The organism is Glutamicibacter sp. NPDC127525 (assembly GCF_042672105.1).
In the GTDB taxonomy this organism is placed as follows: domain Bacteria; phylum Actinomycetota; class Actinomycetes; order Actinomycetales; family Micrococcaceae; genus Glutamicibacter.
Map to the genome: position 1 here is coordinate 337,273 of NZ_JBHXVN010000003.1, position 24,660 is coordinate 361,932.

The 24,660-nt window shown below is 60.9% G+C and carries 17 protein-coding genes; 9 read left to right on the forward strand and 8 right to left on the reverse strand.

The features are described 5' to 3' along the window. Window positions 1–36: 36 nt before the first annotated feature. Window positions 37–6,231 (reverse strand): Ig-like domain-containing protein, encoded by a 6,195-nt coding sequence (locus tag ACFVHU_RS09645; RefSeq protein ID WP_388024121.1) that lies wholly within the window; start codon window positions 6,229–6,231, stop codon window positions 37–39. Window positions 6,232–6,582: 351 nt separating this feature from the next. Here ACFVHU_RS09645 and ACFVHU_RS09650 point away from each other — a divergent pair, with 351 nt between their 5' ends. Next, window positions 6,583–8,250: a DUF885 domain-containing protein gene (locus tag ACFVHU_RS09650; RefSeq protein WP_133833037.1), complete on the forward strand. Its 1,668-nt coding sequence runs from the start codon at window positions 6,583–6,585 to the stop codon at window positions 8,248–8,250. 53 nt (window positions 8,251–8,303) lie between these two features. Here ACFVHU_RS09650 and ACFVHU_RS09655 read toward each other — a convergent pair whose 3' ends face one another. Continuing rightward, the gene (locus ACFVHU_RS09655) at window positions 8,304–8,693 is read right to left on the reverse strand and encodes a VOC family protein (protein ID WP_105657125.1); all 390 of its coding nucleotides are present in this window, start codon (window positions 8,691–8,693) and stop codon (window positions 8,304–8,306) included. Window positions 8,694–8,882: 189 nt separating this feature from the next. Here ACFVHU_RS09655 and ACFVHU_RS09660 point away from each other — a divergent pair, with 189 nt between their 5' ends. From ACFVHU_RS09660 to ACFVHU_RS09680, 5 genes are all read left to right on the forward strand, one after another. Continuing rightward, window positions 8,883–9,347, forward strand: coding sequence for a DUF2975 domain-containing protein (locus ACFVHU_RS09660; protein ID WP_388024122.1), 465 nt, complete (start codon window positions 8,883–8,885; stop codon window positions 9,345–9,347). A gap of 246 nt (window positions 9,348–9,593) precedes the next feature. Then, complete coding sequence (locus ACFVHU_RS09665; protein WP_105661748.1) at window positions 9,594–10,970, forward strand: dicarboxylate/amino acid:cation symporter; 1,377 nt, start codon at window positions 9,594–9,596, stop codon at window positions 10,968–10,970. A gap of 3 nt (window positions 10,971–10,973) precedes the next feature. Further along, complete coding sequence (locus ACFVHU_RS09670; RefSeq protein ID WP_105661747.1) at window positions 10,974–11,756, forward strand: TetR family transcriptional regulator; 783 nt, start codon at window positions 10,974–10,976, stop codon at window positions 11,754–11,756. A 4-nt stretch (window positions 11,757–11,760) separates the two neighbouring features. Beyond that, window positions 11,761–15,264, forward strand: coding sequence for an MMPL family transporter (locus ACFVHU_RS09675; RefSeq protein ID WP_105661746.1), 3,504 nt, complete (start codon window positions 11,761–11,763; stop codon window positions 15,262–15,264). Continuing rightward, window positions 15,261–15,902 (forward strand): nucleoside triphosphate pyrophosphatase, encoded by a 642-nt coding sequence (locus tag ACFVHU_RS09680; RefSeq protein WP_105661745.1) that lies wholly within the window; start codon window positions 15,261–15,263, stop codon window positions 15,900–15,902. The genes ACFVHU_RS09675 and ACFVHU_RS09680 overlap by 4 nt, the downstream gene beginning before the upstream one ends. Before the next feature lie 54 nt (window positions 15,903–15,956). Here ACFVHU_RS09680 and ACFVHU_RS09685 read toward each other — a convergent pair whose 3' ends face one another. Then, window positions 15,957–16,160 (reverse strand): hypothetical protein, encoded by a 204-nt coding sequence (locus ACFVHU_RS09685; protein ID WP_146112924.1) that lies wholly within the window; start codon window positions 16,158–16,160, stop codon window positions 15,957–15,959. Between the two features lie 25 nt (window positions 16,161–16,185). Here ACFVHU_RS09685 and ACFVHU_RS09690 point away from each other — a divergent pair, with 25 nt between their 5' ends. After that, entirely contained in the window at window positions 16,186–16,704 is a 519-nt protein-coding gene (locus ACFVHU_RS09690) for a CGNR zinc finger domain-containing protein (protein ID WP_105661743.1), read from the forward strand. 85 nt (window positions 16,705–16,789) lie between these two features. Next, window positions 16,790–17,356 (forward strand): GNAT family N-acetyltransferase, encoded by a 567-nt coding sequence (locus ACFVHU_RS09695; protein WP_388024124.1) that lies wholly within the window; start codon window positions 16,790–16,792, stop codon window positions 17,354–17,356. A 54-nt stretch (window positions 17,357–17,410) separates the two neighbouring features. Here the strand turns inward: ACFVHU_RS09695 and ACFVHU_RS09700 are convergent, their stop codons facing one another. Further along, window positions 17,411–17,833 (reverse strand): hypothetical protein, encoded by a 423-nt coding sequence (locus ACFVHU_RS09700; protein WP_146112923.1) that lies wholly within the window; start codon window positions 17,831–17,833, stop codon window positions 17,411–17,413. Window positions 17,834–18,136: 303 nt separating this feature from the next. Here ACFVHU_RS09700 and ACFVHU_RS09705 point away from each other — a divergent pair, with 303 nt between their 5' ends. Then, entirely contained in the window at window positions 18,137–19,918 is a 1,782-nt protein-coding gene (locus ACFVHU_RS09705; protein WP_181148829.1) for a biotin carboxylase N-terminal domain-containing protein, read from the forward strand. Window positions 19,919–19,989: 71 nt separating this feature from the next. Here the strand turns inward: ACFVHU_RS09705 and ACFVHU_RS09710 are convergent, their stop codons facing one another. The 4 genes from ACFVHU_RS09710 to ACFVHU_RS09725 all read right to left on the reverse strand — a co-directional run bounded on the left by ACFVHU_RS09710 (window position 19,990) and on the right by ACFVHU_RS09725 (window position 24,605). Further along, complete coding sequence (locus ACFVHU_RS09710; protein ID WP_286134588.1) at window positions 19,990–20,445, reverse strand: DUF6176 family protein; 456 nt, start codon at window positions 20,443–20,445, stop codon at window positions 19,990–19,992. A 102-nt stretch (window positions 20,446–20,547) separates the two neighbouring features. Further along, on the reverse strand, window positions 20,548–21,288 hold the full coding sequence (locus ACFVHU_RS09715) for an SDR family oxidoreductase (protein WP_181149032.1): 741 nt from the start codon (window positions 21,286–21,288) through the stop codon (window positions 20,548–20,550). Window positions 21,289–21,471: 183 nt separating this feature from the next. After that, the gene (locus tag ACFVHU_RS09720; RefSeq protein WP_105657113.1) at window positions 21,472–22,860 is read right to left on the reverse strand and encodes an MFS transporter; all 1,389 of its coding nucleotides are present in this window, start codon (window positions 22,858–22,860) and stop codon (window positions 21,472–21,474) included. 335 nt (window positions 22,861–23,195) lie between these two features. Next, complete coding sequence (locus ACFVHU_RS09725; RefSeq protein ID WP_181148819.1) at window positions 23,196–24,605, reverse strand: NAD(P)H-quinone dehydrogenase; 1,410 nt, start codon at window positions 24,603–24,605, stop codon at window positions 23,196–23,198. Window positions 24,606–24,660: the final 55 nt, after the last annotated feature.

Genomic DNA, 24,660 nt, shown 5'->3' on the forward strand with positions numbered 1-24,660 from the left:
CTTTCTGTACGTCTTGATGCTCGGCCGATGCCGCGCTTATCTGAAATTAACCCGGTCGGATTCCGTGCCGTCGATTTTCGCGAAGTACGGCTGGGCATATCCCGATTCGATCACGCATGGCAAGTCCTTGGAGGCCCGGCCATTGCCGTCGACGTTGAAGGTCACGTAATTATCCGAGAACATTCCCTTGGAGTGGTAGCACTGCGCCAGGTAGGTGTGGGTGCCCGGGTCGAAGTCGTAGAGCTCCACGTGGTACTTGTAGCAGTTCGGCGGGCAGGTGGAGTTCGCGTAGCCGTTGTACAACGGTCCTTCGGACAGCTTCACCGAACGGGCCGGTTTAGGATTGGTCTGATCCGTTTTGGACCAGGACTTGCTCTGGCCTTCGGTATCCGTTGCCACGATCTTGAGGGTGCGGCTCGTGGAGTAGCCCAGGTTGCTGACCTTCTCCGTACCGTCGTTAGCCGTGTTAGACCCGCCAATGGCTACCGTCTGGGTGACCTTGCGTCCGTTGGATTCGCCGGCGGCTGTATTCCAGCTGAAGGAAATCCAGTTATCGCCATGCGACGAGGAAATCTTCGCGTTGTCGCGCAGCGGACCGTAGGCGCTGGTCTGGTTGCTGGCAGGGCTGGGATCTCCCGGGCCGGCAGCATTCAAGGCACGCACGCGCCAGGTATGCGCGGTGCCGTTGGAACCGGTGTCGATCACCGAGCCGGGGCCGCCGAAGGACTGCCACCCTCCGCCATCGGCGGAGTACTGGTATCCGGTGATCTTCGAGCCGTTGGCCGCAGGAGCCTGGAAGCCCAGTTGCACCATGCGATTGGCGCCGGTGGCCTTGGCGCTCACGCTGGACACGGCCTTTGGACGCCCGTACGGGGTCACCGCCACCGAATTCGAGCTCTGTTCCGAGCTGCCCTTGCGGTTGGTTGCCGCGATGGTGAAGGTGTAGGAACCCGAGGTGCTCAGGCCGGTGACCGACTGGCTGGTCTGGTTGGCCGCAATGGAGCCAATGGTCTTCTCCAGGGTTCCGGACTTGTAGACGCGCAGGGCATAGCCGGTGATCGGTGCGCCATTGGTGCCCGGTGCGTTCCAGGCGACGTTGACCACGCCGCCATCCACCGCGGATTCCTTGCGGGCCGCGGTGGGGGCGGACGGCTTGAACGGCTTGCCAGCCGGGGTCACGGCTGCCGAGTAGGCGCTGAAGGCCGATGGCTTGGACGCCTTGTTCACCGCACGCACGCGGACCTGGTAATCGGTGCCGTTCTTCAGGCCCTTCCAGGTATAGGAAGTGCCGGTAATGCCGGTGACCTGGGTGACGCCGTTGGACGGTGCCGGGGAGATCTCCAAGGTGTAGCTCTGGATGGCCGAACCCCGGCTGGCGGGGGCAGTCCACTTGAAGGCCGCCTGCTGGTCGCCGTCGGTGCCGGTCGGGGCGACAGGCTGTTCGGGTTCCACGTCCGGTCGGGCATCGGCTGACGGCGCCGAGGCCGGGGACTGGCCGATCTCGTTGGCGGCGGTCACCGTGAAGTTGTATACGGTGTCGTTGGCCAGCGGGGTGATGGTGCAGGTGGTGGTGGCGCACCGCTGGGTGTGCCCGCCGCCGGTCACGGTGTAGTGGGTGATCTGCGAGCCGTTGTTGGCCGGTGGATCCCACTGCAGCACAGCCTTCTCATCCCCGGTGGACTGGACGCGTGGCAGGCCCGGGGCTTCCGGGGCGCCCTTGACGTTCAGCGTCACGGTACCGATGACGTTGCGTGCCACGTCTTCGGTGACATCGCCAATGGTGTATTCCACCCGCATGGTGCCCACGAAGTTGTCCTTCGGGGTGATAGATACCTTGTCGCCGCTCGTTTCCACTTCCCCGGTGTCTTCCAGGGCGCGGGCGTTGATCAGGCGCAGCGGGCCTTCATCCGCGTACGGGTTGTGGTCGTTGGCCAGCACATCGACCACTTCGGTCTTGCCCTGGGCCGCATCGGCCACGTTATCGGCCACAGCTACCGGCAGCTCGCGGACCGAGCCGGTCACGGTGATGTTCATGGCGGCCGGAACCGGCGGGTTCACACCGTCGCTGACCGTGACGGTGACGGTACCGGTGGTGCCCTTCGGGGTCGAAGCTCCGGCGCTGACCTTCAGGTTATGCTCTTCGACCAGTTCGGCCTGGACACCTTGGATATCCACCGAAGAGATGGCGAACTTCAACTTCGGAACGTCGTCTTCATTGGCATCGTTGGCGGCCATGCGCAGGTCCAGGAAGGCTGGCTCCTCGCCCTGGCCCACGGCCAAGGCATTGGCCTGCAGGGTCGGAGCGAAGTTCTCTTCCTGCGGCTGCTCTTCTTCCTCTTCCTCTGGCTCTTCCTCCTCCGGTTGGCCTTCCTCGTTCTGGTTCTGGTGTTCCTCGGAATCGTTCTGGCGCGGAGCCGGGGTGACATTGATTGGCAGGGTCAGCTTGGACTTCAGGCCCATTTCATCGTCGGGGCCGGTGCCGTCGGTGACTTCGAAGCTGACGGTAGCCGAGCCGTCGAAATCGACCGGTGCACGGAAGGAAAGCTCGGTGGCGGACTTCACCAGCTCGCCGTCGTTTTGCGGCATCGAGGCCACCGACTCTTCGGTGGTCAAGCGCGGGGTGCGTCCCTCACGGACGAGGACCAGGTCATCCAGGTTCAGTGGCAGGACCTGTCCCGCCTCGACCTGCAGATTCAGCCCGCTGCGCAGGATTGGCCGTGCTCCGGCGGTGCCTGGCACATGGACGAAGGCAGTAGAAGCCAGTTCGTCGGGGTCGGTCAGGGTGTAGGCAATGATCTGCGCGTCCTCGGTGGCGGTGACGACCAGGCCATCTTCGGTGACTTGGGCAGTAGGCGGGTTATCCGGCAAGCTGATCTCCAATTCGCTGGAGCTGCCATCCGGGTCCTCGTCATTGCGCAAGATATCTACGGTCACTTGTTCATCGCCGATGACTTCTTCCAAGGAAACCCGGTCATCGCGGGCAATGGGCGCCAGCAGCTGGGCCTCTGGATCGGACTTGATGCTCAGCGTGCCCGCCGCGGTGCCGCCGCGGCCGTCGGAAATCATGTAGCGCACCGAAACGTTGCCGTCTTCCGGGGGCGAGGTCAGGGTGACGCGGCCGTCAATGACTTCCACCTCCATGCTGGCTTCGGTGGAGACTTCGCTCATCAAGGCGATCGGGTCGCCATCCGGGTCGGTGTCGTTGTCCATCACGTCCACCGCCACCGGGCGGTTGGGGCGCACGGTCAAGAAGTCGTTGACGGCAACCGGGGAATTATTCGATTCGGCAAGCGGTGCCACGCCGATCTTGATCGTGCCGGTGGCGCGGGCACCCAAACGGTCTTCCACCACGTAGCTGAATTCATCGGTGCCCGAGGCATCGGGGTTGGCCGTGTAGTCGATGGAGGCCCCGCGGATCTTCGCGGTGCCCATGCGCGGGGAATCGCCGAATTGCACGAGGGAGACCGAGTCGCCATCGGGGTCGATAGCGTCAATCGGGATCAGCACGTTGGTGCTGGAGCCGGCGAAGACCCGCCCGGTGACTGGTTCCGGGTTCGGCGGGGTGTTCTTTTCCAGGTCATTGGCTTCTGCCTCGGGCAGGACGTTGAAGGTGACGCTGGCGCTGGTTTCCTGGCCATCAGGTCCTGCCACGGTGTAGACCGCGGAAACCTGCTTGGCCTTGCCGCCAAAGTCGCCGGCGCGGAATCGAATCGTTTCGTCGGCAACCGAGATCAGGGACCCTTCTCCCAGATCATCAGCTTCTTCCAGCTCGGGACGCAAGAGCAGCTCTCCGCCGTTCGGGTGGATGTCGTTTTCCAGAACCTTGACGGTGGCCACGTCGTTCTCGCGGACGGTGACGGTGTCCGGGTTGGCCTGCGGCGGATCCATGCGTGGTGGTGCCGGAATCGGAATCACGCGGATGGAACCGGTCGCTTCACGAGAGCCATTGGACACGGTGTAGCTAATGGTGGTCGGGTCGGTGAGGCCGCGCACGTCGGTGATGCGGACAAAGGTATTGCGTTCTACGGAGGTGGAGAACGGCTTGTCGCTGGCGGTCTGCACGCCGGTTACCACCAGTACGCCACCGGCCGGGTCGGTGTCGTTGCCCAGCACGTTGACCAGTACATCCTGGCCGGCAGGCAGCAAGGCGACATCGCGTACCGCGATCGGATCCTCGGCATTTTCTTCCGGCTTCTTGATATCGATGCGGGCCAGGCCCGGGGCGCTGGCCGGGCCGTTGGTGGCCATGTATTCAACGTAGTAGGTTCCGGCGCGTTCGGCGCGCGCGGTCACGGTTCCGGTCTGTGCGTTGGTTTTGATTTCCAACCCGGGAACATCATCCACCCCGGCCAGCCGCAGTCCGTCTCCGCTGGGATCAGTGTCATTGGCCAGCGGGGAGAAACTGGCGGATTCATTGATATTGGCCACCACATGATCGGTCGCGGTCACCGGTTTCACGGTGGCGTCGGCCAAGACCTCGATCAGTACCCGGCCCTTGGTGCCCTCCTGCCCGTCGGAAACCTGGATGGCCAATTCCTTTTGCCCCAGCTTCTTTCCGTCATCCTGGAAGGTCAAGGTGCCATCGGGTTGGACGCGGATCACGTCATCGCCATCGGAGGTTCCACCGAGCAAGCGGAGGTCATCGCCTTCCGCGTCGGTCCAGTCAGCGAGCACGTTGTGGCTGACTGACTCGCCCTGCTGCACGCGCAGCACGGTGGTGCGCTTTTGTTCCGGAGCCTTGTTGGTTTCATCGTCCACCACGTTCAGCTTGACGGTCGCGGTGTCCTGTCCCCCGCGGCCGTCTTTGGTGGTGTAGGAAAAACTCGCGCCGCCCCTGGCATCTTCGGGGACCACAATCTGGAATCCGGTGCCGTCATGGACCGGCTGCACGGCACCTACCGAGGGCGCAGCGCCTTCCAGGTTCGCGGTCAGCAAATCGCCGTCCGGATCCACGTCGTTATAGAGCACCGGCAGCAAGGTGGTGCGGCCGGGGCGTACCGAATAGCTGTCGTCCTCGGCGATCGGCTTCTTGTTTTCCTCGGTGCGGTTAGGTAGCTCGATGGCGTCGGTGATTTCCTTGGTTTCTTCTTCCTTGGCTTCGCCCTTGCCAGCAGGCGGTTCCAGATCACTCCAGTTGCTGACGATTTCCATGCCTTCATTGGCCAACCAGACTTGCCCCGAATGCACGTCGTTGAGCACGACCACGTCCCGGTTGACGCGGAACGCCAGTTCAGCGCCTTCTGGCATTTCCGGAATTGCGGTGCTCTGGTTATGTGCCGGGTCATCGCAGAAGCGCAGATACTCGCCACTGGTCTGCCAGGCCGCGTAGGTGCACGTTCCCACGCGCACCGGCTGGATAGGGGTGCCAGCGGTTTCCAGCTGCTCATAGTTGGTGGCTTTGCCGGACAGGCTCACCGTTGCCAGCGACTGGTCCAGGGCCACAGCAATGTTCTCGGCTTCCGGGCCCGGAGACTGGATCCGGGCGTTGGCAGGATTCTCGAGAATTGCGGAGTTGCCCTCCGAGGTGACCAGTTCGCCGGTGGCTTCATCGAAGACCACGCCGATCTTGCCGACGGCCGAAAGCTGCGGCTCCTTCATCTCGGCCAGTTCCGGAATTTCGAATTCCTGGGCGAGTTCGGCTTTCCCGTCGTCGTCCAGGGTGAAGCTGGAAAGGGTTCCTGCGCCGAGGTCAGCGGCCCAGATGGTGTCGTCGGCGCCAACCACGGCGGCGACTTCGCCCTTGGACTCGATCAGCGGTTCGGCGCCTTCGCCCTTGAAATCGGCAATCTGTTCGAGGTTGCTGGCCTGGACAGTTCCGTGTTCCGCGTCGGTGACGGCGACAACGGACGCACCGAAGGAGAAGGATGAGTTGGCTGGCAGGTTGTTATCGCCAGCAAATTGCACCATCGCGGGGTCAATAGTGGTCAGCGAGGCCTGTTCCAGGTTGCGTACCAGCACGCTTTCTTCATGCTGCACCAGGTCATAGTTGGCCAGCGGGGTGGCAACGCCACCGTCGATGGTGCGCGACTGGTAGTTGACATGCCCGATCTTGCCTTCGGACTGATTGACTACCCAGACACCACCGTCGTTGAGTTCCACGTCAGCTGTTTCGAAGCCCGGATAGATAATGGCGCCGGTGACGGCAAGGGCCGCCACGACTGGGATCGCAGTCACCTTGAACCCGGTGCTTTTGAGCAGTCCGGTCCATCCGGTCGAAGCGGCTTTGGCCATCTAGAGGTCAGTCCTTGGTTTGCTGGTACGAGTGTGCGCCAGAATCCGGCCTTATTCCCCATAGCCAGACTCAACGCCCTCCAATTCTAACGAACTGACAAAACCTCCGCCATGGAGAGTTCTCCCCATGGGCACTGACTGGGCGATTCATCAACGCAATACAATTCGCGTGCTTCATCTTCATCAGCGGGAACCGCCTATGCGACCGCAGATGCCCTTTGATTCCTTTTCGGCAGGTCCAGCGGCATAACCCGCGCCTGGAAGCACCTGCTAGACGACCGCGGAAGCAGTTCAGAACGAACCTGCGCAAAAGTCTTCAACAAATCTTTCATATCAACTACTGTTAGTTACATGACATCCTCTGCACCGCACCGCGAGCCTTCGGCAATCGACCAGATCGCCGAAGCCTTCTTCGCCAAGTCCCTTGAACTGACCCCGGAATGGGGAGTTTCCCTTGGCTTGCCAGGCTACGAGACCACCTATGGCGACTACTCCCCTGCTGGCACCACCCAGCAGATCAGCTTACTGCGGGAGACTTTGGGCGCATTGGCCAACGCCACTGCGGTCGACGCAATTGACGAAGTCTCGCTTGACGCGATGACCGAGCGATTGAGCCTCGAACTGGAAATCCTGTTCACCGGGCGCACCGAGCTGAACAATATCGCCAGCGCGGCACAGGAAATCCGCTCAATCATCGATTTGATGCCGCAGGAGTCCTCCGAGGACTACGCTTTCATCGCCCAGCGAATGTCCAACATTCCGGCTGCGATTGACGGCTACATCGCATCTTTGCGTGATTCCGCTTCAAATGATCTGGTTGCGGCGCAGCGCCAAGTGTCCATAGTGATCACGCAAACCACCGATTACGCCAAGGATGGCGGATTCTTCGACCAGTTGGCCACCTCCGGCACCGCAGTGGATACCACTTTGCAAGCACAGCTGGAAGCCGGAGCCGAAGCCGCGAAGAAGGCCTACCGCAAACTCACCGCGTACTTGCAAGATGAACTCCTGGCACAGGCACCGGCCGAAGACGCGGTGGGCCGAGAGTACTACTCGCTGATGTCCCGCCGTTTCCTGGGCGCCGCAGTGGATTTGGAAGAGACCTATGCCTGGGGCGTCGGCGAACTCGATGCCATCATCGCCGAGCAGCGGCGCGTCGCCCAGCAGATCAAGCCGGGCTCCACGATCGAGGAAGCCAAGAAGATCCTCAACGAGGATCCGGCGCGCAAGCTCTCAGGCACCGACGCCTTGCGGGAGTGGATGCAGGGCAAGGCTGACCAGGCCATGGCGGACTTGTCGGGCAAGCACTTTGACATCCCGGCGCCAATGGACCGCATCGAATGCATGATCGCTCCGACCCAGGATGGCGGCGTGTACTACACCGGCCCATCAGAAGACTTCAGCCGCCCGGGACGGATGTGGTGGTCGGTTCCGCCTGGAGAAGATGAATTCACCACGTGGGCCGAGCTCACCACCGTCTATCACGAGGGCGTTCCCGGCCATCACCTGCAGATCGGTACAGCCCAAATGCAGGCTTCCACGCTCAACAGCTGGCGCCGATTGATGTGCTGGGTTTCCGGCCAGGGCGAAGGCTGGGCGCTGTACTCCGAACGCCTCATGCACCAGCTGGGCTACCTCGATGACCCGGGCGATTACATGGGCATGCTCGATGCGCAACGCATTCGAGCCGCGCGAGTGGTCTTTGATATAGGAGTTCACCTGGGCTTGGAAGTTCCTGCGCAGTGGGGCACCGGCACCTGGAACGCCGAAAACGGCTATGAGTTCCTGGAGAAGAATCTGGACATGTCCACGGGTCAGCTGGACTTCGAGTACAACCGCTATTTGGGATGGCCAGGCCAGGCTCCGTCCTACAAGATCGGCCAACGGCTCTGGGAGCAGATCCGCGACGATCTCGCGGCCGCCGAGGGCGAGGACTTCTCGCTCAAGGAATTCCATACCGCGGCGTTGAAGCTCGGTTCAGTTGGCCTGGATACCTTGAAGCGCGCCCTAGTGAAGTAGCCTCCAGGAAATCGGCTTGGCGGTCCTGCTTATTGGCAGGACCGCCATTCGTTTTATCCCTTGTAGCTGGAAATCTGGATCAGATTGCCACACGTGTCATCAAAGGTCGCAACCACGACGGGTCCGGCATCCGTCGGTTCTTGCGTGAACTTCACGCCCAGTGAGCTAAGACGCTCGAATTCCACCTGGACATCATCAACGGCAAAGGAAGTTGCCGGGATGCCGTCTGCTTTCAGTGCTGAACGGTACGGCCCAACGGCAGGGTGTGCTGAAGGCTCCAGAAGCACTTCAGGACCTTGCTCCTGGTCCGCTGCAACAAGGGTCAGCCAGCTGTATTCGCCCACAGGGATATCGTGCTTGACCTTGAAGCCCAGCACCTCGGTATAGAACGCTTTAGCTTTCGCCTGATCATCCACGCACACACTAGTGATATAAACCCGCATTATTTCCTTCTTTCAGTTCCGGCCCATGCAGCAACCAGGGATTTCCCACGCCTTGCTGGCTTCTACCTTTCCATATGGTTCCGACAGGTCAAGATCACGGAAGCAGCACTGAAGAGCCCAGCTCTATATTCCAGGGAAAAACAACAAGAAATTATTGATTAACGATAGATAATAGCCGAAAATCATTAGATGACCAGTCTCGCAGTTTTACCCGCCCGAATCGCGCTCATCGCAATCTTCCTCGGGGTGCTCCTTGGCCAAGTGCTGATTTTGCCGATGTTCATCGAGGAGACCATCTACATTCATCCCGAAGTGGCCCATCTGGCGACCCCGTACCGGTGCGCAGTGACGGCCGGGCTTGCTTGCCTGCAGATTGTCCTCATTTGTTTTTGGATCCTCATATCGAAGCTTCGGCGCCGAACCTTCTACCAGGCCAGCTCACTGCACTGGTTCAGCATCGCCAGTTGCGCCGCCGCTGCAGCAACCCTGCTGGTCCTGGGACTCGGAATTCACCTCTTGGGGTTTATCGGCGCTGGCGGTCCCGGTGTCGTCCTTGCCGTTGCCGGCGGGGCGGCACTGGGAGGAACTGCCACTTGCTTGCTGGTCGCCCTGCGCGGCATGCTCGCGTCCAGGATACGAAAGCAAACTGCGTGAAGTGAGCGATGCTTCTTCAAGCACAGTCACGGCGATTAGTCCAGCAACAATGGCACGGAGCCAAAAATTCCCATGTGAAGATCTGTGTCCCCGCACCGAAGTCTTCGCACAAATCGTGCGCCATTTCGCCGGTCCAGTGACCCTAGACACCGCTTTTCAGTGCAATAAAGCACAAACGGCGAAATACCGTCATGTTGCGTAACAAAAACTGCCGCCGGCGAAGAAAAGCGCCCTAATCTTGAACGCATGTCTACTACCGCGCCTTCATCTAAGCTTCCACGCTGGATGACCAATTTCGGCCCGCAGATCATTGCGGCGCTGATTGTTGGTCTTCTACTGGGTCTCCTAGCCAAGTACACCGGCAGCACCGCCGAGGAACCCAACGGGCTGGGTGAAGCCCTGTCGATCATTGGTTCCAGCTACGTTGCGTTGCTGCGCACTGCAGTGATCCCACTGATCTTCTTTGCGGTTGTCGCCTCAATTGCCAATTTGGCCAAGGTCACCAATGCGGCACGCCTTGCGTGGCAGACCCTGCTCTGGTTTGCCATCACTGCCTTGATCTCGGTAATCATCGGCATGGTTCTTGGCACCGTTTTCCGCCCCGGAGCGAATACCGGCCAGGGCATGCCAGATGAATACGATGGCAAGACCGGCGACTGGCTCGGCTTCCTCACTGGCCTGGTCCCAGCCAACTTCCTGGGTCTGGGCGCGAGCACCAAGCTGGTTGATGAAGCAACCGCTTCCACCTCGATCAGCTTCAACGTCCTGCAGATACTGGTCATTGCCATCGCCGTGGGCGTCGCTGCCCTCAAGGTTGGCAAGACGGCCGAACCATTCCTCGCGTTCTCGGCCTCTATCCTGGCGATCATCCAGAAGGTCCTCTGGTGGATCATCCGCATCGCGCCGATCGGCACGGTTGGCCTGATCGGCAACGCTGTTGCCACCTATGGCTGGGACACTATTGGCGCACTGGGCAAGTTCACCGTTGCAATCTACGTCGGCTTGGCACTGGTGCTATTCGCGCTCTACCCGGTACTGGTCCGCGCACATGGCCTGTCAATCAAGCAGTACTTCTCGGGTGTATGGCCTGCAGTACAGCTGGCCTTCGTTTCACGCTCTTCGATTGGCACCCTGCCATTGACCCAGCGCGTGACCGAACGCAACCTCGGGGTGCCTTCGGGCTACGCTTCCTTCGCAGTGCCGCTGGGCGCGACTACCAAGATGGACGGCTGCGCTGCCATCTATCCGGCGATCGCAGCAATCTTCGTTGCCCAGTTCTTCGGTATTGAGCTGTCCCTCACCGATTACTTCTTGATTGCGCTGGTTTCCGTATTGGGCTCGGCAGCAACCGCAGGCACTACCGGCGCCATCGTCATGCTGACGCTGACCCTTTCCACCCTGGGCCTGCCGCTGGCAGGCGTTGGCCTGCTGATGGCCGTTGACCCGATCATTGATATGGGCCGCACCGCGGTAAATGTCGCCGGCCAAGCACTGATTCCAACCATTGTCGCCAAGCGCGAGGGCATCTTGGACATTGACATGTACAACGCACCACGCAATGGCAACCCCTTCGCTGATGAAAGCATCTCAGCGGCAGATGCTGAGGCAGCTGCAACCAAGTAGGCATTGCTGAAAGAAATCGGCGCACGAGCACTACTGCTCGTGCGCCGATTTCCGGTTAAAGGTCACACGGATTCACTTTGCACAGGGTGCAACTTTGCACGTAGTGTAAGTTATGTGACTTCCCCGAGTACCGGCACCCGCCGCGAACTAAACAAACGAGCAACGAAACAAGCCATCGTTGAAGCCGTCGCGGACCTGCTTCGCAAAGGCTCTGCCACGGCGCTTACCGCTACGCAGATCGCTGAAGCGGCCGGTGTTTCGCGCCGTACACTCTTCAACTACTTTCCATCAGTAGATGCGGTCTTCTCCTATCCCCTGCACCAGGTTCTGGGAACCATGGTGGATTCCATTAGCGACCTGACCGACTCCATGCCTCTGGTCGAAGCGATCATCGAATCGCTCAAGTCTGATGACGTGTCGCAGATGCTCGGGCAAGTGGCCCAGTTTGGTGCATTCTTGCGAACGGAAGAAGCCAACTGCGGCTTCCCCGCCACGATGAACGAATGGCGGACAGCCACCACGGAAGTCATCGAAAAAGTCGCCCGCCGTTATCCGCAGGCCGACAGTTTTTCCATCAGAGTCTTTACCCATGCTCTGCTCGGCGCAGGCCAAGCAGCATTTGATGAGTGGATCGAGCGTCTGCCAGCTACCGAAACTCACGGTCTGGATATTTCCCCCGAGCTCATCTCCGTCTTCCATTCCTTGATTACCCAGGCCATGAAAACCCTTGACCAGGGTTTTACCGCCTTGCCGCTGACCAGCACTAGCACCTTGAAGGACATCTAAGCTCATGGCTTCCCTCCTCTACCGCCTCGCTCGATGGGCACACCTGCACCGCTACCGCGTCATTTCAATGTGGCTGGCGGCCTTCATCTTCATCGGCCTGTGCGCCAGCTTGTTCATGGGCCAGCTATCGAATACCTTCACCCTGCCCGGAACTGAAACCCAGCGCACCCTCGACCGAATGAAGGAAGAGCTCCCGGATCTCGCCGGCGGCTCTGGCTCGATTGTGTTCCGTGAAAGCTCGAACCGGCCGCTGAACGAAACCCAGAAGCAGGCCGTCGCCGAGTCCCTGGAACAGCTGGCCATGCAGTCCCAGGTAGTCGAAGCCATGAGCCCCTTCGAACTGCAGGAACAGCTCGATAAGGCGCAGCCAGAGCTGGAGAAAGCGCAGCAGGAACTCGTTGACGGCCAGGAAAAGCTTGACGATGCCAAGGTGCAGATTGCCGATGGCAAGGTGCAGCTCAAGGAAGGCCGCGAGGAACTCACCGATGGCTGGGCACAGTACTTTGACGGCCAGAAGGAAATCCAGGCTGCCGAGCCGCAAATTGCCGCCGCCGAAAAGCAGCTCGCCGATAGCCGCGCGCAGCTGGAAACCGGCCAGCGCGAGCTGACTTCGGGTCGTGCCCAGCTGGAAGCTGGCGAAGCGAAGTACAACGCCGGATTAGCCCAGTACAAGGACGGAACGGCCGAATACAACGCTGGCCGCGCAAAGTTCGACGCTGGCGAGCAGAAGCTCGATGCCGCTGACGCCAAGCTCGCCGCGGGCGAGAAGGAGTACCAGGCTGGCATGGAACAGCTGCTGGGCGACTCTTCCCGCGAAGAATTCGACGCAACCCTGTCGGCAGGCAAGGAAGAAGCCACCACGGGTCTGAAGTCAGCTGAAGATGGCCTGGCCGCCGCACAGGCCGGACTGGCCGAGGCTGAAGCCGCTATCGATGATCTGAAGATCCAGATTGCAGGCGTGCAACAGCAGCTTGATGCCGCTGAAGAAGCCGGCAATGAAAAGGAAATCTCCGAATACACCGCTGCGTTGAACGCCTTGCAGGGTGGTCTCGCCGAAGCCGAAGCCGGCAAAACCTCGGCTGAATCCGGCATCGCCCAAGCGACCGCCGGTAAGCAGCAGGCCACCGCCGCACTGGGGCAGATCGCCAAGGCCGAAGCCGGCTTGAAGCAGCTTGACGCCGCCCGCAAGGAACTCGACGCTGGACAGGCCCAGGCCAAGGCCGGCCATCAGGAACTGGAGGCGAACCGCAGCCAGCTTAGCGCCGCCAAAACCCAGCTGGACGACGCCAAGGCGCAGCTGGATGCAGCGAAAACTGAGATCGCCAGCAACAAGGTGAAGCTGAGCGAAGGCCAGGCCGAGCTCGATGCCGGCAGGGCCAAGCTGGAGGCCGGGCAACGTGAATTCGATGCCAAGAAGGCCCAGTTCCTTGCAGGCAAGGCCGAGCTGGCAGAAGCCAAGAAGCAGCTTGAAGACGGCGAAAAAACCATCAAGGAAAAGACCGCCGAGCTTGAGCAGGGCGAGAAGGACATAGAGCAAGGCCTGAAGGATCTGGAATCCGGCCGAGCTGAACTGGAATTCGCTTCGCGCCAGGTGGGCGCAAGCTCCGATATGCGTTTCGTTTCCGAAGACGGCAGTACTGCAGTTTCGCAGGTGACCTTCAAGGTCCAGACCGACGCTTTGACTCCCGATGACCGCGAGCAGATCAAGGCTATCGCCGCAGGTCCACAGGCTAACGGCGTTGAGGTGCTGTTCTCCAAGGAGATCATGCAGGACATGTCCCAGGTCTTCGGAGCCTCGGAAATCATTGGTGTGGTCATCGCTGCCATTGTCCTGATTGCCATGCTCGGCACCTTGGTCGCCGCCGGCCTGCCGCTGTTGCTGGCGATCCTCGGTGTGGGCGCTGGCGTGGGCACTACGATGGCGTTCTCCTCGCTGATTGACATGGCCTCGATTACCCCTGCCCTGGCTCTCATGCTGGGCCTTGCGGTGGGCATTGACTATGCGCTGTTCATCATCCACCGCCACCGTTCGCAGCTGTTGTCCGGCATGGAGGTCGGAGAGTCGATTGCACGCGCCGTGGGAACCAGCGGCAACGCGGTGGTCTTCGCCGGGCTGACCGTGATCATCGCACTGGCCGCACTGGCTGTTCCAGGGCTTCCGTTCCTGACCGTCTTGGGCCTGTCGGCCGCGTTCACCGTGTTCTGCTCGGTGCTGCTGAACATCACTTTGCTGCCAGCACTGCTGTCCCTGGCCGGCACCAAATTGGTTTCCAAGCGGGCCCGCAAGAAGGCAGCCGCGGATGCCGCGATTCCCCACATCAAGGAATCGTTCTCCATTCGCTGGGTTCGCATGGTCACCAAGATCGCTGTTCCGGTGACCCTGCTGGTGATACTCGTCCTGGGTGCCATCGCCCTGCCGGCCACGCAGATGCGAACCGCTTTGCCTGATGGCAGTGCAGAACCTGCCGATTCGCAGGCCTTCCAGGCCTACGAGCAAACCAGCGACAAGTTCGGTTCCGGCTACAACGGCCCGCTGCTGGTCTTAGCTGATCTGCCTGCAGGGCTCAGCGAGCGCGAAGCTGAGGAAACTAGCCTCGATGTGGCCGAGAAACTGCGCGAATACAACGGCGTGGTGGCCGCAATTCCAGTCACCATGACCGAAGACCGCACCTTGGCAGCCATCCAGGTGATCCCTACCGATGGCCCTTCCTCGGAAGCCACCGAAGCGCTGGTGCACCAGCTGCGTGCGGACTACTCGGAGTTCTCCGAGGCCACGGGTGCCGACATTGCCGTGACCGGCCAGGTTGCCGCGCAGATTGACGTCTCCGAAAAGGTCACCGCCGCCCTGGTACCGTACCTGAGCATCGTGGTTGGCCTGTCGCTGATCCTGCTGCTGCTGGTCTTCCGTTCGGTCGTGGTTCCATTGCTGGCCACCGGTGGCTTCCTGCTCTCGCTGGCCGCGGCCTTCGGCGCCAGCGTCATGGTTTACCAGTTCGGCTGGTTCTCCGGCCTCTTCGATGTGAACGTTCCCGGTCCGCTGCTCAGCTTCCTGCCGATCCTGCTCACCGGCATCCTGTTCGGGCTGGCCATGGACTACCAGGTCTTCCTGGTCTCGGCGATGCGTGAACGCTACGCTCACGGCGAGCCGGCCAAGGACGCGGTCCGTTCCGGCTTCTCGATGGCAGCACCGGTCGTCACCGCCGCTGCGCTGATCATGATCTCGGTCTTCGCCGGCTTCGTGTTCTCGCACCTGGCAATGATCCGCCCGCTCGGTTTCGCGCTGGCTTTCGGTGTGCTCTTCGATGCGTTCATCATCCGCATGACCTTCATTCCGGCAGTGATGCACCTGCTGGGCGACAAGGCCTGGTACCTGCCTAAATGGCTGGACAAGATCCTGCCGGATGTTGATGTCGAAGGATCGAAACTCAACGATATGCTGGATTCCGGGGAAAGCACTTCCGCTGATAATTCCAGCCAGGACCAGGCCAAGGAGAACGCCGCCGTATGAGCGAACAGATGAAGACAGGACCCCGGTTGCTGCTGGCTTCGGCTTCGTGGGGACGCAAGAAGGTCCTGGCCGATGCGGGCATCAAATTCACCACCCAGGTTTCCGAGGTGGATGAAGATGCGGTGCTGGCAGCTGCCGTGGCCCGCAACGGCGAGCAGAGTCCAGCGCAGACCGCATTGCTGCTGGCTCGTGCCAAGGCCGAGAACGTGACCCAGGCAGATCATCCGGCAGGCACCGTGGTGCTGGGCTGCGATTCGGTCTTCGAACTTGATGGCGTGGCCTACGGCAAGCCGCACACCAAAGAGGTAGCCCGCGAACGATGGCTGCAGCTGAGCGGTTCTACCGGAATCCTGCACTCGGGCCATTGGCTGATTGATCCCGCCAATCCGGAACAGGCTCGCGGCCAGGTATCTTCCACCGTGGTGCATTTCTCCACCGTGGATGATGCCGAGATCGAGGCCTACGTCGCCAGCGGGGAACCGCTGCCCTGCGCCGGGGCATTCACCATTGACGGGCTGGCTGCAGCCTTCATCGAGTCCATCGAAGGCAACTTCCAGAACGTAGTCGGATTGGATGTCTTCGTGCTGCGCGGCCTGCTGGCCCAAGCCGGGATCAGCATCGTGGATCTCTGGAAATAATCCGGTTCCGGCCGGCAAATGGTGTCTTCCGCCCCACAGCGGAAGGCACCTTTTTCATGCCTGCAGTTCCCTGCTCAGCAGCATCTGTTCGTGCCCGAACCCGCGCTGGAGCATGATGTGGCGCCGGCAGCGGCGGCAATGGAAGTATTCAACAATCCCGGCGGAAGTCCGATGCCTGGATCCGATCTCCCAGCAGTGCTCATGGACATCGGTTTCCTGCCGGGAATCAACGGCTTGGCTGTGCTGTGCAATAGTCATGGCTCCAGCATGATGTAATGCTCTTATGCAACTCAACCCTTACGGAGAATATGCGGTGCTCCTCGCTGCGTCGCTGGCCAATGACTGGCCATCGGACCGCGACGGCATCGAACAACGCACCCGGCAGAGCGGCATGACCATGCCTTTTCCGCGGCTCGCCTCGGACTATGCCCAAACGCGCGCGGTAGTGGATGACTGGCTGGACATCGTTGACGCGCCGTCCGATCCCGAGCGGGCGCTGCTGCTGAATTTGCAGGCGGCTCGAGCTTCGGCCTATCCGCGCCTGGTGGACCACGATGGGGAGGGTTGGCACCTGCACTATCGCGATGACGGCCAGAGCATGCCCCAGGTGCTGCGCTCGGTCTTCTGCGTGGGCACGGCATTGCACCTGACCACCAGGGGCATGCACCGGCTGCGGCGCTGCGAGGCCGCACCCTGCGGCCACGTGGTTGTGGACGTGACACGCAACGGGCGCCAGCGTTTCTGCTCGGTGCGTTGCGCCAATCGCGCGGCCGTCAGGCGGCACCGCGAACGGCAGGCGTAGCTGCCGGGGCTGATTCATGCCAGGCCGGAACCATGGCGTGGCGGCGCACGGCGGGAGGCCGGGTTGGCTTGGCTAGGATATGGATGTGACTTCAGCTATCCGTTCCGCGCGCCGCGCGGATATTCCCAGTGCGTCCTCTACTTTGGCCGAGGCGTTTGCGTTCTACCCCTGGACACGGTGGAGCATTCCAGCCGATCGCTACCTGGAGCGCTTGGAACGCCTTCAAGCCGTCTACCTTTCCCACGCTCTGGAGCATGGAGTCGTCCTGGTCAGCGAGGACCTCGACGGTGTCGCTGCGCTCCTGCCACCAAGTTGTCCAGAGCCTGGCTTGGGCATGCAGGAAGAGATTTCGCAGCTGATGGGCGATCGCTTGGAGATCACCTACGGAGCCGACCTGCCACAGCGGCCTGAGAACGCGTGGGACTTTGCCACGCTTGGGGTTGCTGGATCCAGCGTTGGACGGGGTCTTGGTTCGGCACTCATCAGCCGGTGCCTGAACCATATTGCCGCGTCGGACTATCCCGAGGTGTCGCTGGAAACATCCAACGAGAGAAACGTCCGCCTATACGAGCGGCACGGTTTCGAGGTATTGCATCGCACCGCGATAGCAGAGGGACCTGTGGTGTACACCATGGGCGCCAACCTTGGATAGCCCAATCCTGCAGGCGTCAAGCGGCCCTTCAGGAATCCCTTGGCTCCCGGCCAGCTAGAACACTAGAATGTTCTCGTGGATCCTGGTCCAGCCCGCCTCTTCCAAGTCCGAGAAGTCGGCTCCGGCCCGGACCAGCATCATCCTCGTTCCAGGGGCGCTCACTTCGACGATGGCATCCGCGTCCCCGGCCCCGCCGCATCCGCCAGCTGCCGAGGCCTCTCCTTGGGCGAATTTGAACAGGCAAGCCGTTTGCGCATCTGCCGATGCGGTGGCGAAGTAGTCGGCGTTGCCGTGCGTGACCAGAAAACGCACGGATTGCATGCCAAGGTTCTCCAACTGGCTCCTATCCCCCGGCCACTGGTCGGTTCCAGCCGGATCGCGGTCAAGCGCCGGGATGCCGCTCCCACTGGAGCAACCGGCCAAGGCGAGCGTTCCAGCAGCCAGCAGCGCACAGAGCGCCTTGCCTTGATTTCCCACGACTGCCTCCTTGTTTTCCATCTTGGCGATAGCCTAGTTCGCCGGGTGCGCGAAGACTAGGGCAGATGCCAGCGCTGCCAGCGCACCAGCGGAGAGCCGCGCCCCTTTCCAGGCCTCGCGGGCGACAGGGTCTGCAAGCCTCGCGGGGCAGGTTCCGCGAAGAGCCAGTACGAAGCTCCTTTGTAGGATTCCTCCAAAAAATTCGCCCTAACACCCTCGTTCTAGGCGATAACTACATATAGTTCCCACAAAAACGATAGGCTCGTAGCTGAGAAACCCTATTTTTAAAAGACAAGGTTCATGATGAATCCATTGACGAAGGTGCTTATCGCCAACCGCGGCGAGATTGCAGTGCGTATTATCCGTGCCGCACGCGATGAAGGAATCGAGTCCGTTGCGGTCTATGCCGACTCGGATCGCGATGCTCTGCATGTGCGTCTGGCTGATGAAGCCTACGCGCTGGGCGGTACCACCGCCGCTGAATCGTACCTTCGCATTGAGAAGATCCTGGACGCAGCTGAACGCTCCGGCGCCGACGCGATCCACCCGGGCTATGGCTTCCTCTCGGAGAACGCCGAGTTCGCCCAGGCTGTTATTGACGCGGGCTTGACCTGGATTGGCCCTTCGCCAGAGTCCATCGACCAGCTCGGCGACAAGGTCAAGGCCCGCCACATTGCTGAAAAGGTGGGCGCTCCGCTGGTTCCCGGCACCAAGGATCCGGTGGCCTCGGCCGACGAGGTATACGCCTTCGCCGACGAGCACGGACTTCCGCTGGCCATCAAGGCTGCCTACGGTGGCGGCGGACGCGGCATCAAGGTGGTCCGCAACCGCGAAGAAATCGGCGAAATGTACGACTCGGCAGTGCGTGAAGCTGTAGCCGCTTTCGGCCGCGGCGAATGCTTCATCGAACGTTTCCTGGATGCACCGCGCCACGTGGAGACCCAGTGCTTGGCCGATATCCACGGCAACGTGGTTGTCGTTTCCACCCGCGACTGCTCGCTGCAGCGCCGCAACCAGAAGCTGGTTGAAGAAGCGCCGGCCCCGTTCTTGAGCGAAGAGCAGACCACCCGGCTGTACGAAGCTTCCAAGGCCATCTTGCGCGAAGCGAAGTACAACGGCGCAGGCACCTGCGAATTCCTGGTAGGCCAGGATGGCGTCATTTCCTTCCTCGAGGTCAATACTCGCCTGCAGGTTGAGCACCCGGTCTCCGAGGAAGTCACCGGCCTGGACTTGGTGCGCGAGCAGTTCCGCATCGCCCGCGGCGAAGAACTGGGCTACACCGACCCGGAGATCCGCGGCCACTCCTTCGAGTTCCGCATCAACGGCGAAGATGCCGGCCGCAACTTCATGCCGACCCCAGGCACCATCTCCAAGATGAACCTGCCATCGGGGCCCGGCGTTCGCGTTGACTCGGGCATCGAGCAGGGCGAAAGCGTTTCAGGGAACTTCGACTCGATGATCTCCAAGCTGATCGTCACCGGCAGCACCCGTGAAGTGGCTGCGGCTCGTGCCCGCCGTGCGCTGGAAGAATTCCAGATCGAGGGCATGGCTACCGTGCTGCCATTCCACCGTGCAGTGATGAGCGACCCATCGTTCGTTCCGGCCCAGGGGCCGTTCAAGGTCCACACCCGCTGGATCGAAACCGAATTCGATAACGCCATCGAGCCCCACCCGATGCCAATGGACGGCGAGGACGCAGCCGAAGACGAGCGCACCAGCGTGACCGTTGAAGTTGGCGGCAAGCGCCTGGAAGTCACCCTTCCTTCGTCGCTGGGATCGGTATCCTCCAACGGTGCCGAGAAGGCCGCAGGCAAGAAGAAGCGCAAGCCGGGCCGCAAGGCAGCCAGCTCCGCTGGCGCGAACAGCGCAGAACTGCGTTCGCCGATGCAGGGCACCATCGTGAAGGTTGCCGTTGAGAATGGCGAGGCCGTGGCCCAGGGCGATCTGATTGTCGTGCTGGAAGCGATGAAGATGGAGCAGCCAATTACTGCGCACCGTGATGGCGTGGTCAGCGGCTTGGAAGTTGCCCCGGGCGAGACCCTGTCATCGGGCGCCGTCATCGCTTCGATCGAAGAAGCCAAGTAGCACTCGTTTGCAACGACGCAGGGCCTGGACAGATATGTCCAGGCCCTGCGTCGTTCTGCAACTGGAATCTTCTACTCTGGCACCTGTCCATGTTCTGCCCAGTGCGCCATGGATGCCTTCAGGTGATCGGGCATGAGCAGGAACTTCGGTTCAAGTTCTTCCCAGCCAGGCATTTTCGCCTGGCGGCTAGCTGCTTCGTGCGCCACATCGATATCCTGCTGCGTATCGAGCCCGCCGCCGTTCTCGCCTACCAGGCTCAGGTGGTAGATCCATATTGAACCATCGGCTTCCACATGCCTGAATGTTGCTTCCAGCGCTGCCCGTTGTGCCGATAAGGATGCTTCGCATTCCTCGTAGCGCGCATTGAGCATGTCGATCCAGGCGCCAAAGTTCTCATCCTGCCCATCCTTGATCCTTGAACGGCTCAGCTCCAGACGCATGCCTTGCGGCACTGAAGCTGGCATCGCAAAGCCGGGAAAGTCCCGAGGCGTGGGATTGTAGGGAACATGCGGTTCTTTTTCGTCCATGACGTGATGCTTCCAGAATCCACTTGTTTTGTCACGGCTATTCGGATGCTGGAAGTTCCCGCACGCCAGCCAATGGATACTGAATAAGGAGGCTGGTTCGGGCTACTGCCGCGCTAGCCAGGCATCGAAGGTTTCGTGGCCCAACCGGGCGGAACCGCCTGGCAGCAGTCCCCCATCACGCATGGCCTTGCCCATGGGGCCAGGAACAGGCACTTCAACCATCTTTGGAGACCTGCCTTGGGCCTGCAGGTACTTGGCAAACAGGTCGGGAGCGTATTCTTCTTGCGGCCCAGCAAGGTCTTGCACCACGCCCTGCGCCGACCCCTCGGCAAGATCCACTAGTGCTGCAGCCACTTCGATGCCCGCGATGGGCTGCATCCGCATTTTCGGCGCCATCTGCACCGGACCCGCGCCCAGACGCTTGATATTCTGGCCAATGAATTCGTGGAACTGGGTCGAGCGCAGCAGCGTATAGCCACCGGGAAGCATGTGCAGCATCCGCTCTTGCACGGCTTTGCCCGCGTAATAGCTGGAATCCACTTCGGCCGCTCCGATGATCGAGAGCGCCACGTGGTTCTGCACCCCGGACTCGCGCCCCACACTGACGAGGTTGGCCGTCGAGTGGGTGAAATACCGCATGGATGCAGCAGAGCTGGTGGTGGAAACTCCGGAAACATCGATGACCGATTGGCAGTCAACCAGCCACTGCTTTACCGCGTTGCGGTTCACCAGGTCGCATCCCACGGACCGTGCGAGCACCACTGGTTCGTGGCCAGCACTCTTGAGTTTTTCGACCACCAGCGTGCCGATAGCGCCGGTGCCTCCCGCAACTGCAATACGCATGAGCATTCCCCTTCGGTATTGGATATTCCGCGTCCCATGCTTCCATGCCGCGCATCAAGTTGTCAGGGGTTGATGGCCCTTTTCAGCTCGTATTCATCCAGGCTGCACGGAAACGGGAAACGGCCCGGCGAATCATCATGGCTTGATGATTCGCCGAGCCGTTCCCTCGGCAAGACTGTCGAACTACTCGACCCACTCTTCCATGTCCATGTCAGAGGTATCGCGCGTCATGAACAGCGCGACCAAGGTCAGTACCGCGCCAAGTGCCAAGTACAGGCCAACGCCGGTGGTGTTGCCCGCACCGGCCTTCCACAGGGCTACAGCCACGAAGGAAGCAGGAGCCGCACCGATCACCGAGGACATGTTGTAGGCAACAGCCGAGCCGGTGTAGCGGACATTGGACGGGAACAACTCAGGCAGATACGCAGCCATTGGGCCGAAAGTCAGACCCATCAGGGTGAACCCGATGATCAGCCCGGCCATGGCAGCGCCCTGGCCTGGACCGAAGAACAGGGTCCACGACAGTCCGAAGACGAAGATGCCCGCGGTAACCCAGATCAGGAACTTGCGGCGGCCGAACTTCTCAGCCAACGGGCCGGAAACCACGGTGAAGATACCGAAGAAGACGACACCGATGATCAGCATGGTCAAGAAGGTCGGGCGTTCAATGCCCAAGCCCGGAACGAAGCCTGCGGCGTCAAAGGTTTTGCCCTTGGCTTCAGCTGCAGCAGTCGCCTGCTCGACGGTAGCTGGCTGGGTGCCGTAGGTCAGGGTGAAGGAGGTCATCAGGTAGAACAGCACATAGGTTGCCAGCATGATGAAGGTACCGGCCAGGGTTGGGCGCCAGTGCTTCTTCATGGTCACCGCAAACGGCGACTTCACTACCTTCTTCTGGTCCAGGACCTTCTTGAAGGACGCGGATTCAACCAGCTTCAGGCGTACCCACAGGCCGATGATCACCATGACTGCCGAGAAGTAGAACGGAACGCGCCAGCCCCATGCCATGAACTGCTCTGCAGTGCAGAAGGTCTGCAGGGCCACGAACATCAGGTTCGCGATGATGAAGCCGATGGGTGCGCCCAGCTGGGGGAACGTGCCGTAGATGGCGCGCTTGTTCTTCGGCGCATTCTCGGTGGCCAGCAGCGCAGCGCCGGACCATTCGCCGCCCAGCGCCAGGCCCTGTGCGAAGCGCAGCAGCACCAGTGCGGTCGGAGCCAAAACGGTCCAGTTGCCCGCGGCCGGCGGCAGGAAGCCGATCAGGAAGGTGGCAATGCCCATCAGCAGCAGTGACGCCACCAGGGTGCCCTTGCGGCCGAGCTTGTCGCCGTAGTGGCCGAAGATGATTGAACCCAGTGGACGAGCCACGAAAGCCACGCCGAAGATCGCGAACGATGAAAGGATCGCGTTGATGGTGGAGGCGTTAGGGAAGAACAACGCCGGGAAAACGAGAACCGACGCGGTGGCGTAGGCGTAGAAGTCGAAGAATTCGACAGTGGTGCCAATCATGCTGGCAAACAGCACGCGACCGCGGGTGTTTTCCTTCGGCGCCACTGCTTGGTTAGCCTGCGACATGGAGGCTGCTCCTTAGAGTGAAAGTACGAGTCAGATGTTCATTTACGTTGCCATAATCGTAAACCTCGGTGACCAGTATTCGGATATTGATGTCCAGCATTTGGACACCAGATGAAATGAAACTGAACAGCAAACGGCAATTCACGGGCCTACTAGCAGGAATATGCGCTTCCACATATTGAGACGTGACCTGAGAAAACGGTTTTTACACTTATATCAGAGTCGGTCGGCAAAGTGAATGGCGTCACAAGAGCTTGTATTACGGCATTAATGGCAAAAGGACGGCATCTCCCTGAATGCAAGGGAAATGCCGCCCTGGAAAAGTTCTTCAGAACCTACCGATGACGGTGCAGGCGACGTGCCGCTTCGGCCAGCGAACCGGACAACGACGGGTAAACGGTGAAGGTTTCAGCCACGTCATCAACATGAAGGCTGTTCTGGACCGCCAGTGCCAGCGAGAAGATCAATTCACTGGCACGCGGAGCAACCACAACACCGCCGATAACAGTGCCCGAGCCCTTGCGGGAAACGATCTTCACGAAGCCCTGGTCCACGTTCATCATCTTGGCGCGAGCGTTGGTGTTCAGGTCAACCTTGATGATGTTGGCCTGGTACTTGCCCTCGGCAACCGCACGCTGGGTCACACCCACGGTAGCGATTTCCGGGGAGGTGAAGACGTTGGATGCCACTAGATCCAGGTTCAATGGCTTTACCGAGTCGCCGAGCAGGTGGGCCACGGCAATGCGGCCCTGCATGGCTGCTACCGAAGCCAGGGCGAAGACGCCCGTGCAGTCGCCGGTAGCGTAGATGTTGGTTGCGGTAGTGCGCGAAACGCCATCGACCTTGATGTGGCCCGAGTCGGTCAGCTGCACACCGGCTTCTTCCAGACCCATGTTGGCGGTATTGGGGATGCCGCCCACTGCAACCAGGCAGTGGCTGCCTTCGAGCACGCGACCGTCCGCCAAGGTGACCAGCACCCTGTCGCCCTGGCGCTCCACGCCCTCGGCGCGAGCCTGGGAAACAACGTTAACGCCGTTGTCCTTGAAAGCATCTTCCAGCACGCCAGCTGCGTCTGCATCCTCGCCGGGCAGCACGCGGTCGCGCGAGGAAACCAGCGTGACCTTGGCACCGAGCAAGTTGTACGCCGAAGCGAATTCTGCACCGGTAACGCCGGAGCCTACAACGATCAGGTGTTCAGGCACCTCGTTCATGTTGTAGATCTGGGTCCAGTTGAAGATTCGCTCGCCATCAGGCTTGGCGGTAGGCAGTTCGCGCGGGTGGGCTCCCACGGCAATCAGCATGGCGTCCGCTTCGATTTCCTGCTCGGAACCATCCGGGTGCGATACGGCAACCGTGTGGTCGTCCAGCAAGCGGCCCTCGCCGATCACGATGCGCACGCCAGCGCGTTCGAGGGTGGTGCGGATATCCGAGGACTGCTCCTTGGCAAGATCCAGCAGGCGGTGGTTCACCACCGAGAAGTCGGTGACGGCCGAGTCGAGGCCGTCAACGTGGACTCCAAAGGTCTCTGCGTGCTTCACCCGGCGCACTGCGTCCGCCGTAGCGATCAGGGTCTTGGAGGGCACGACGTCGGTCAGCACCGCTGAACCGCCCATGCCTGCACGCTCCACGACGGTGACATTGGCGCCCAGCTGGGCTGCACCCATGGCAGCTTCGTAGCCGCCAGGTCCTCCGCCGAGAATAACTAAACGGGTTGCTTCATTCCTACGATCTGCGCTCACATTCACTATTGTTCACCATGCACGGTGATTGCGCACATCGAAGCACGATCCCGGAACGTGA

Bases quoted from the DNA above. Each gene is read 5' to 3' on its own strand.
- ACFVHU_RS09645 (WP_388024121.1), bottom strand. From the start codon at position 6,231: ATGGCCAAAGCCGCTTCGACCGGATGGACCGGACTGCTCAAAAGCACC.
- ACFVHU_RS09650 (WP_133833037.1), top strand. From the start codon at position 6,583: ATGACATCCTCTGCACCGCACCGCGAGCCTTCGGCAATCGACCAGATC.
- ACFVHU_RS09655 (WP_105657125.1), bottom strand. From the start codon at position 8,693: ATGCGGGTTTATATCACTAGTGTGTGCGTGGATGATCAGGCGAAAGCT.
- ACFVHU_RS09660 (WP_388024122.1), top strand. From the start codon at position 8,883: ATGACCAGTCTCGCAGTTTTACCCGCCCGAATCGCGCTCATCGCAATC.
- ACFVHU_RS09665 (WP_105661748.1), top strand. From the start codon at position 9,594: ATGTCTACTACCGCGCCTTCATCTAAGCTTCCACGCTGGATGACCAAT.
- ACFVHU_RS09675 (WP_105661746.1), top strand. From the start codon at position 11,761: ATGGCTTCCCTCCTCTACCGCCTCGCTCGATGGGCACACCTGCACCGC.
- ACFVHU_RS09680 (WP_105661745.1), top strand. From the start codon at position 15,261: ATGAGCGAACAGATGAAGACAGGACCCCGGTTGCTGCTGGCTTCGGCT.
- ACFVHU_RS09685 (WP_146112924.1), bottom strand. From the start codon at position 16,160: ATGACTATTGCACAGCACAGCCAAGCCGTTGATTCCCGGCAGGAAACC.
- ACFVHU_RS09690 (WP_105661743.1), top strand. From the start codon at position 16,186: ATGCAACTCAACCCTTACGGAGAATATGCGGTGCTCCTCGCTGCGTCG.
- ACFVHU_RS09705 (WP_181148829.1), top strand. From the start codon at position 18,137: ATGAATCCATTGACGAAGGTGCTTATCGCCAACCGCGGCGAGATTGCA.
- ACFVHU_RS09710 (WP_286134588.1), bottom strand. From the start codon at position 20,445: ATGGACGAAAAAGAACCGCATGTTCCCTACAATCCCACGCCTCGGGAC.
- ACFVHU_RS09715 (WP_181149032.1), bottom strand. From the start codon at position 21,288: ATGCGTATTGCAGTTGCGGGAGGCACCGGCGCTATCGGCACGCTGGTG.
- ACFVHU_RS09720 (WP_105657113.1), bottom strand. From the start codon at position 22,860: ATGTCGCAGGCTAACCAAGCAGTGGCGCCGAAGGAAAACACCCGCGGT.